Origin of the sequence: Mesorhizobium sp. M7A.F.Ca.CA.001.10.2.1, from assembly GCF_003998575.1 — a bacterium.
Lineage (GTDB): Bacteria > Pseudomonadota > Alphaproteobacteria > Rhizobiales > Rhizobiaceae > Mesorhizobium.
Genome location: NZ_RZQY01000222.1, coordinates 1 through 8,557, shown reverse-complemented (window position 1 = coordinate 8,557; position 8,557 = coordinate 1). Strand labels below are relative to the sequence as shown.

The following is an 8,557-nucleotide window of genomic DNA, read 5'->3' as shown; positions in this document are numbered from 1 at the left end:
TCTCGAGATAGACCTTGAGCAGCCTGGCCGACAGGTCGCGCTCGGCAAGAACGGCTTCTTGCCGCTTGCCGGCATCGTCCTGCGCATCCAGCGCGAACAGCACATCCGAAAATCTCGGATCCGTGCGGCGGCGGTAGACAAGGATCTGCTCGCCGGGCTGCGCCGACATGTGTATGGGTTGGTCGACCGGCAGGCCGGCGCGCGACAGAATCTCGGCGCGGTAATACTCGCCCGTCATCCCCTCCTCCCGCTCCTCCTGATGGAACTTGAAGAAGTAGGCCTTGCCGTCGTCTTCGAAGAAGCCGTTCAGGGAATTGAGGCTGTATTTGTCGAAGTTGATGCGCACATTGCGGGGACTCATCGCAAACAGGTCGCCCAGCAATGCCGCCAGCGCGCTTTGTGCTTCGGCAACATCATGCTGCGCGAGTGCCCGGATCTGCGCCGTGCGACTCGGTGTCTGCGTCATCTGTTGTCCTTCTTGGCCCGTCCATTCGAGAGCGAAAGCGTTCTCGTCAGCACATGTATATACATTGGCAACGAAACCGCTCCGACTTGCATTCGTCCTGCTTCCGTTAGCTGCTTTTTGAAGGGGAATAGCGGCTGCCGAGCGAGTAGCGACTGCCGGCATAGGTCAGCTTGCTGATGGTGGCCACCACCGCGCCTGTCCATGTCCGGCGGTGCAGGAAAAGGCAGCAGGCGCCGACATCGATGCCCAGATGCCGCGCCGTCTCGGCGTCGGCCGGGATCGCCGAGATGATATGCTCGACTTCGGTCACCGGGGTTTTCTGCATGAGATAGTCGTAGGTCGCCGTCTTCGAAAAATCCTGCTTGTCGTAATCGGGAATGAGGCTCGGATTGACGAAGCGCTCTTCCAGCTGCACCGGCAGATCATTCTCGAAATTGACGACGACGGAATGATAGATCGAGACGCGCTTTGGAAACTCGAACGACAGCGCCAGCTCCTTTGTCGGCATGATGGTTTCGAGGACGAGGACTTCGGAACGATGCCTGTTGCCGCGCTCGACGATCTCGGCTGCGATGTTGTTGATCTCGATCAGCGTCGATTGCGGCCGCGGCGGCGCGATGAAGGTTCCCACACCTTGCAGGCGGATCAGGAACCCGGCCGAGGTCAACTCTCTGAGCGCCCGGTGAACCGTCATCCGCGACACGCCGAGCGACGCCACCAACTCGTTCTCGGACGGCAGCTTGCGATCCTTGCCCCACCGGCCCGTTCCGATGTTCGCCAGGATGTAGTCCTTCACCTTCTCGTAAAGAGGGCTGGCCGTGTCGGGCAAAGTGATCATTTCAAAAGTCCTTTCCGGCGATTCATCGGAAATCACGACTGCTCGACAGGTTGCCGCATGCGGATGATTGTTTTCAAGCCGTCGCTGTGTCCCGCCAACAGCCGCTCATAGGCAGCCGGAATGTCATCCAGGCCGATCTCCTGGTCGATCAGCGCCAACAGCGGTTCGCTGAGTTCACCTAGCATCCGCACCGCCTCGGGCAGCTCATCGGCAAAGGCGTGGCATCCCAGCAAGCCGATTTCGCGTTCGACCAGCGTATTGGGATCAATGTCGAGGCGGCCATGGAAGATGCCCGCCATGGCGATCGTGCCGCCGGGATCGACAACGCCAAGCAACTGGTTGAGCGCCGCGACGCTGCCGGTCGCCTCAATGGCCGCGAGCAGCGGGGCATTGGCGGTTGCGGCGGCAACGGCATCTCGGTTCAGATCGACGATCCTGGCACCCGTCACCTGCGACACGCGGGCGCAGCGGGCCTGGTTGCGGTCGGTTACGAGCACGGTGCCCGCAAAAGTTCGAGACAGCAGCAGCGCGGCAAGACCGCCGATCGGCCCGCAGCCGACGACCAGCACGGAGCCGGCCGTTTTCGGCAGGCGCCGCACCGCGTGCAGCGCCACCGCCAGCGGCTCGGCCATCGCCGCGACCCGCTCGTCGAGCCCGGCATCGATGATATGCAAAAGCCGCGCGGGCAGCACCGCCTGTTCGGCAAACCCGCCGTCGCAGATTTCTCCCACAAAGCCCAGCGACACACAGAGATGCCGCCTGCCGCCATGACATTGCGCGCAGTCTCCGCACCAGAAACGGGAATCGGCGACCACCCTGTCGCCGACGGCGAAGGCGTCCACGCCCGCGCCGATGGCAGTCACCGTGCCGGTCAACTCATGGCCGGCCGTCGAAGGCGACCGGCTTATCCACTGTCCCGTGCGGAAATTGTGCAGGTCCGAACCGCAAATGCCGGCGGCGTCGACCCTGAGCTTCACCCAGCCCGCATCCGGCACGCCCGGCGTGGCGATGTCCTCGATGCGCAAGTCACCAGGTCCATACAGTCGTGCGGCCTTCATCACGATCGCTTCCGCTCAACCGGCGAGATAGCGGTCGCGGATTTCCGAGACCGCGTTCTCATGCGAGCTGAAGCCCTCGTAGCGGGCGAGCCTGCGGGCGTGCAGAGCGAGTTCCGGATAGGCCGCCGAGGTGACATAGCCGATCGACGAGCGCTTGACGAAATCCGTCACCGAAAGCGGGCCGTAAGTCCGCGCCCAACGGCTGGTCGGCAGCACCGCATTGGGGCCGAGAACGAAATTGGCCAGCGTCACCGGCGTGTGCGGACCCATCAGGATTTCGGCGGCCTCGGTGATGCGCCCGAGATGCGCGAATGGCTCCTTCGACAGGATCTCGAGATGTTCGGGCGCATAGTCGTTGATGAAGCGGTAGCTGTCCTCCAGCGACGCCGTCAGCACGATGCCGCCGCGCTTGCCGGTCAGCACCGCGCGCGAAAACTCGACACGCTGCTCGGTCATCCGCGACCAATGCTCGGGAAGTGCAGCAAGCGCTGCTTCTGCAACCTTGCGGCTGTGCGTCACCAGATAGGCCGAGGAATCCGGCCCGTGCTCGGCTTCGATCAACAGGTCGAGCGCGGCAAGGCCGCCGTCAACGCTGTCATCGGCAAAGATGATCGCTTCCGACGGGCCGGCCGGAAGGCCTGTGTTGATGACCGACGACAGCACGCTCTTGGCCGCCACCACCCACGGGCTGCCGGGGCCGACGATCTTGAGCGCGGGCTTCACCGTCTCGGTGCCGTAAGCGACGGCGGCAACTGCCTGGGCGCCGCCGCATTTGTAGACCGTGCCCACGCCGGCGAGACGCGCGGCGACGAGCGTTGCCGCATCCACCGAACCATCCGATGTCGGCGGCGTCACGATGGCGATCTGCGGCACGCCGGCAATCACCGCCGGCACCGACGTCATCATCGTCACCGATGGAAAGGCGCCCTTGCCGCGCGGCACGTAGAGCGCAACGGATGCGATCGGCGTGTACCTGTCGCCGGCGTAGGCGCCCGGCCGGACTTCCTTGAGCCACATCGTCTCCGGCTTCTGCTCCTCATGGAAATGCCTGATGTTGTCGATGCCGAACTGGATGCTCTCGACCACATCCTTTTCCACCTTGTCGAACGCCGCGTCGAACTCGGCTTCCGACACCTGCAGTTCGCCCTCGGCGACATTGGCCTTGTCGAGTTCCCTGGCGAAGCGGATCAAGGCGGCATCGCCTTCGTCCTTGACGGCCTGGATGATCGGCCGGACCTTCTCGACGAAGACCGTCAGATCGGCCTCGGCGCGCTTCAGCAGACTGGCGCGCTGGTCGGCATCGATGGATGACAAATCGTGGAAGCTGATGTCGGACATAACTGCTCGTCTCCTGGAACTCTTGGAACGCAATGACGGTTGGCCCGTGGATGGCCATAGTTCTGCGGGTCGACAGGCCGACCGGGGCAAGGATCAAAGCCGTCGAGAGGCTTCACCGGGCAAAAGTATATACATGTATGTATGATAGTCGCCAGCAATTTTTCCATCATCCGTCGAAACCACGGAGACAAACCTGCCTCGTCAGATCGAGGCGAGAAAGCCGCCATCGACCGGAATGGACTGGCCGGTTATGTAGGCAGCCGCATCCGAAGCGAGGAACACGGCGATGCCATGCAGGTCGTGGAGGTCGCCGAAACGACGCTGCGGGATTTTGGCCAGCATGGAGTGCTGCCATGCCTCGTTGCTGTAGAAAACGTCGGTCATCGCCGTCCTGAAATATCCCGGCGCGATGGCGTTGACCCTTATGCCAAGCTCCGCCCACTCCGCCGCAAGGGCGCGGGTCATGCCGAGCAGGCCCGACTTCGACGAGCCGTATGGCACCGCGGTGGGAATTCCGACTTCGGATGTCAGCGAGCACAGATTGATGATGGCACCAGGACGGCCGGCATCGCGCATCTGCCGCGCGGCGGCCTGGGCGCAGAAGAACGCTCCCTTGAGATTCGTGTCGACGATCCTGTCCCACAGCGCCTCGTCGACATCGAGCGAGGGCCGCACCTCCTCCACGCCGGCATTGTTGACGAGAATGTCGAGACCGCCAAGCAGGCTGGCAGCCTCTGCGGTGGCTGCGCGGCAGCGACCGACATCGGTGACGTCGAGGGCAACGGCATGCGCCACCCCGCCGGCGGCGCGGATGGCTGTCGTTGTGTCCTGTAATGACGCCAGGCTGCGCGCCGAGACCGCGACGTCGGCGCCGGCGGCACTCAGCGCTTCGGCGATGCTGCGCCCGATGCCTCGGCTTGCGCCGGTGACAAGCGCCTTCCTGCCGGAGAGATCGAAGAGAGAAGCGTTGCGCATGTGATCCTCCTTGCCGGCGTCGGTTTCCGCTTCAGCGTCGAGACTATCAGATCAAGTTACATATACAAGCATATACAAACTATTTCGACTACGGTACGGATGACGAAATCCACCGCAGAGGAGCCCACCCGTGTCGAAAGCCTCGGATATGGTCCGCACCGAAGTCAACCGTTTGTCGCCCTACAATTCCGGGCTCACCATTGACGAGGTCATGGAGCGATACGCACCGGCCAGGATCGCCAAACTGGGCTCCAACGAAAACCCGCTCGGGCCCAGCCCGACGCTAGCCACGACGATGCATGCCGGCTCCGAGATGTTCCGCCTCTATCCCGACCCCGCCGGGCGCAAGCTGCGCCAGGCGATCGGCGACAAATATGCCGTCGCCGAGGGCCAGATCATCCTCGGCAACGGTTCCGAAGACCTTCTCTCCGTCATCAGCCGTGCCGTGTTGCGGCCGGGCGACGCGGTCGTCACGCTCTATCCGTCGTTCCCGTTGCATGAGGACTACGCAACGCTGATGGGGGCGACCGTCAAACGCGTTGTCGTCAACGACGATCTCACCATCAATGTCGATGCGCTGGTCGAGGCGGTGCGCGAACGGCCGCGCATGCTGCTGTTTTCGAACCCGATGAACCCGGTCGGCAGCTGGCTCTCCGGCGGCGATCTGTCCAGGGTTCTGGATGCGGTCGGCGACGAGACGCTGATCGTCATCGACGAAGCCTATGCCGAATATGCCAAGGGCGACGATTATGCATCGTCCCTGCCCTATCTCGAAAAGCTGGGCCGGCCCTGGATCGTGCTGCGGACCTTTTCCAAGGCGTTCGGTCTGGCCGGATTGCGGATCGGCTTCGGCATCGTCGGTGACCCGGAGCTGCGCGCGCTGCTCGATCGCGTCCGCACGCCTTTCAACGCCAACGCGATGGCCCAGGCGGCCGCACTCGCGGCACTGGCCGACGACGAACACCTTGCCAGGGTCGTCGCGCTGGCCAATGCAGAGAGAAAACGCGTCGAGACTTTCCTGGCGAGCAAGGGCCTCGATGTCGCTGCCTCCAGGGGCAACTTCCTGTTCTTCAACTGCCGGCAAGATGCTTCCGCCTTCGTCGAAGGCCTGCTGCGTCACGGCGTCATCGTCAAGCCGTGGAAGCAGCAGGGTTTTGACACCTATGTGCGAGTCAGCATCGGCTCGACAGCGGAGAACGACCATTTCATGGCCGTTCTGTCGGAGCTGTTGTGAATACACGCTTTGGTCGGGATTCGGACGGGCAAGTTGACCCGCGCCTTGCGGCTGCGATGTGCCAGTTCGGACACGATGACACTCTGCGGTGCAGTTCGTTGAACGAAGGCAATAGATTTTTTGGGCTTCAAGCCGACAGCAGGCCTTAACTTTCGCGGCGTGGGTTTTTACATCTCGGGGGTCTGCAAACGATCGACGCTGAGGAGGCTCCCTTGCAGCAACCAGATGACATCGCCGCCCGCCGATTGGGCATTCTCATCGAGCAATATGTGGAAGCGCGCAAAAAGCGCTACGACTATGTGTCGACCGAGCAGGCCTATCGGGCCATCCGGCAGGTCCTAAACCCCGCCATTCCCGATCGCGAACTCGACGACATGGTCGCCTCGCTTGCCGTGAAGAAGGGCCTGGCGGTCGTTTTCGACCGCCAAACCAAATCGTCTGCCGATCATGTTCCTCGGGGCACAAGGCCCTAGATCAACGCAGGTCTGCAGGCGTCGAGCGCCACATCGATACGGGGCCAAACGGCCCCGTATCGATGTGCATCGCCGGAGGAACGAGCGATACACCCGCGCCGTAGGCCTGTGTGCCGCGAGCCGACGGGCGTGGCGGCTTCAGGCGGCAGTGCTGACCTTGCCCGGCTCAAGGATCGACTTGACCTTGTCGGCGACGGCGCGTCCCAGATCGGCGTTGTTTCCGGCAGTAAAATGGATGCCGTCAACACCATCCGTGGTGAGGTAATCGCCGGCATTGAGAAAATCGATCTTCATGAAATCCGCCATCGCCTTGTACTGCCTGGCCAGATCCCTGGATTTTTCGTGCCCGCCACCAAACATGCCCTCGAACCACGGATCGGGCATCGGGGTCAGCGGCGGCGGCGCAATGACCAGCGCCTTGGGAGCCGGATAAGGGGTGCCGATGCCGCCGGCACTGGTCAGGATCTGCCCGACCAGTTTCGCCATTCCATTGGCGATCTCATAAGGCGTCCGGCGGAAATAAGACTTGGTGTCGTTGGTGCCGAGCATGACGATGACCAGGTCGAGCGGCAGATGGCTGGCGATGGCCGAGGGCAGATAGTTCGCCCCGTTCAGGCGCGGATCGTTGGGGTCGTCGAGACAGGTCGTGCGCGCGCTCAGGCCTTCTTCGATGATGTGGTAGCCCGCCCCCAGCGCCGCCGCCATCACACCGGTCCAGCGCTGATCATAAGGGTAGCGGTAGGTCGGCGACCCTTCCTTGACCGGAACCCAGCCCCAGGTCAGCGAGTCGCCGTAGCACATGATGTTTTTTGGCGGTGACATCCATGTTTCTCCATCTGTTTGCAATTGTCTGAACGCCGGCGCACTTGCTCTTCGCCGTTTCAAATCAGGGGTTTCGCACGCGCACTCCGTAGAAGATCGCCGCGCCGAGGATGATGACGCCCTGCGCGATGAGCTTGCCGGGCTCGTCGATGCCGAGCACCGTCATCACCACGAACAGCAGCGCAAAACACAGCGCCCCGAAGAAAGGCCCCCAGACGCCGCCGTCGCCACGACCGAAGACGACGCCGCCGAGGATCGTTGCCGCGACCGCCAGGATCGGCAGGTCGAGGCCGATACGGACGCTGCCGACGGCGATGGAACCGGTCTGCACCAGGGCGGCGATCGCCGCTATCAGGCCGGCGAGCGTATGCGCCAGGATGACCGTGCGCTGGACCGGCACGCCGGAAAAATGCGCGGCTTCGGCATTCTCCCCGACCGAAGCGACGTAGCGGCCAAAGATGGTCCGCGACAGAAGCAGCCACACCGAAGCGGTCAGCAGGACCCAGAACAGCACCGGCGTCGGAACCGACAGGAATTTCGTGTTGTATAGGTCGTTGAACAGCTTCGGCACATCGCCGGGCGGATTGCCGCTCGACAGGAACTGCACCAGCCCGACCAGGATGATGCTGACCGCCAGCGTGACGATGACCGCCGACACCCGCCGGTTGCCGATCATGAAGCCGTTGAACAGGCCGATGACGAGGCCGGTGGCGAGCGCCAGCACGACGAAGAAAGGCATCGACGCGCCGGGGAAAGTGCCCGACGAGATGAAATAGTTGATGAGCAGGATGATGCCGCCGCCAGAGAGGTCGATCGACTTCACCCGCATGACGACGAGCTGCCCCAGCACCAGGATGCCGAGCGGCACGATCTGCCTGACGAAGATGCCCATGATGTTGAGGTTGAGCATGTTCGGCCGCGCGATCCACAGCGTCGCCAGCAGCACGATGAAGACAAAATAGGACGGCGGGATGCGCAGCAGACGCCGGGCGATCGGATTTGCGAGAACGGCGGCCATCGCTCAGAGCCCCATTTTCTTGCGGGATTGCAACCCGACCACCGCCAGCAGGATGCCGCCCTTGATCGCTGTCTGAACAAAGGGCGAGACGTTGGCGAGGTTCATGCCGTTAGCCAGCAGCGCCATGACCAGCGCGCCGATCACTGTGCCGTGCAGGCTGCCGATGCCGCCGGAGAGCTGGGTGCCTCCGAGCGCCACGGCGGTGACGGTATCGAGTTCGAAAAGCAGACCGACATTCGGATCGCCCGACACGATGCGCCCGGCCAGGAAGACACCGGCAGCGGCCGCGAAACAGGAGCAGACCACATAGGCGAGGATAATGTTGCGGCGGTCGG

At 63.0% G+C, this 8,557-nt stretch carries 9 protein-coding genes and 1 pseudogene; 2 read left to right on the top strand and 8 right to left on the bottom strand.

All coding sequences use genetic code 11. The features are described from left to right. From EN964_RS16090 to EN964_RS16065, 5 genes and pseudogenes are all read right to left on the bottom strand, one after another. A pseudogene (locus EN964_RS16090) lies at positions 1-466 on the bottom strand (hypothetical protein); the annotation flags it as partial. Positions 467-572: 106 nt separating this feature from the next. After that, complete coding sequence (hutC, locus tag EN964_RS16085; RefSeq protein WP_013530484.1) at positions 573-1,304, bottom strand: histidine utilization repressor; 732 nt, start codon at positions 1,302-1,304, stop codon at positions 573-575. Between the two features lie 32 nt (positions 1,305-1,336). Then, positions 1,337-2,362, bottom strand: a complete 1,026-nt coding sequence (locus tag EN964_RS16080; protein WP_127276533.1) for a zinc-binding dehydrogenase — start codon at positions 2,360-2,362, stop codon at positions 1,337-1,339. Positions 2,363-2,377: 15 nt separating this feature from the next. Continuing rightward, complete coding sequence (gene hisD, locus EN964_RS16075) at positions 2,378-3,700, bottom strand: histidinol dehydrogenase (protein WP_127272454.1); 1,323 nt, start codon at positions 3,698-3,700, stop codon at positions 2,378-2,380. A gap of 201 nt (positions 3,701-3,901) precedes the next feature. After that, the gene (locus tag EN964_RS16065) at positions 3,902-4,675 is read right to left on the bottom strand and encodes an SDR family NAD(P)-dependent oxidoreductase (protein ID WP_127270780.1); all 774 of its coding nucleotides are present in this window, start codon (positions 4,673-4,675) and stop codon (positions 3,902-3,904) included. 130 nt (positions 4,676-4,805) lie between these two features. Between EN964_RS16065 and EN964_RS16060 the strand changes: the two genes are divergently transcribed. Both EN964_RS16060 and EN964_RS16055 read left to right on the top strand, forming a co-directional pair. Then, positions 4,806-5,909 carry a histidinol-phosphate transaminase gene (locus tag EN964_RS16060; protein ID WP_127270781.1) on the top strand — a complete coding sequence of 368 codons (1,104 nt, stop codon included), beginning with the start codon at positions 4,806-4,808 and terminating at the stop codon, positions 5,907-5,909. Positions 5,910-6,121: 212 nt separating this feature from the next. Next, the gene (locus EN964_RS16055) at positions 6,122-6,382 is read left to right on the top strand and encodes a hypothetical protein (protein ID WP_127276531.1); all 261 of its coding nucleotides are present in this window, start codon (positions 6,122-6,124) and stop codon (positions 6,380-6,382) included. A gap of 138 nt (positions 6,383-6,520) precedes the next feature. On the opposite strand, the gene EN964_RS16050 is transcribed toward EN964_RS16055, so the two are convergent. From EN964_RS16050 to EN964_RS16040, 3 genes are all read right to left on the bottom strand, one after another. Further along, entirely contained in the window at positions 6,521-7,204 is a 684-nt protein-coding gene (locus EN964_RS16050) for an SGNH/GDSL hydrolase family protein (protein ID WP_127271777.1), read from the bottom strand. Between the two features lie 64 nt (positions 7,205-7,268). Next, the gene (locus EN964_RS16045; RefSeq protein WP_127272456.1) at positions 7,269-8,222 is read right to left on the bottom strand and encodes an ABC transporter permease; all 954 of its coding nucleotides are present in this window, start codon (positions 8,220-8,222) and stop codon (positions 7,269-7,271) included. A gap of 3 nt (positions 8,223-8,225) precedes the next feature. Then, on the bottom strand, positions 8,226-8,557 hold a 332-nt coding region (locus tag EN964_RS16040; RefSeq protein ID WP_373565060.1), incomplete at its 5' end, for an ABC transporter permease.

Excerpts from the sequence above, each read along its gene's own strand:
- hutC (WP_013530484.1), bottom strand. The coding sequence starts at position 1,304 with ATGATCACTTTGCCCGACACGGCCAGCCCTCTTTACGAGAAGGTGAAG.
- EN964_RS16080 (WP_127276533.1), bottom strand. The coding sequence starts at position 2,362 with ATGAAGGCCGCACGACTGTATGGACCTGGTGACTTGCGCATCGAGGAC.
- hisD (WP_127272454.1), bottom strand. The coding sequence starts at position 3,700 with ATGTCCGACATCAGCTTCCACGATTTGTCATCCATCGATGCCGACCAG.
- EN964_RS16065 (WP_127270780.1), bottom strand. The coding sequence starts at position 4,675 with ATGCGCAACGCTTCTCTCTTCGATCTCTCCGGCAGGAAGGCGCTTGTC.
- EN964_RS16050 (WP_127271777.1), bottom strand. The coding sequence starts at position 7,204 with ATGTCACCGCCAAAAAACATCATGTGCTACGGCGACTCGCTGACCTGG.
- EN964_RS16045 (WP_127272456.1), bottom strand. The coding sequence starts at position 8,222 with ATGGCCGCCGTTCTCGCAAATCCGATCGCCCGGCGTCTGCTGCGCATC.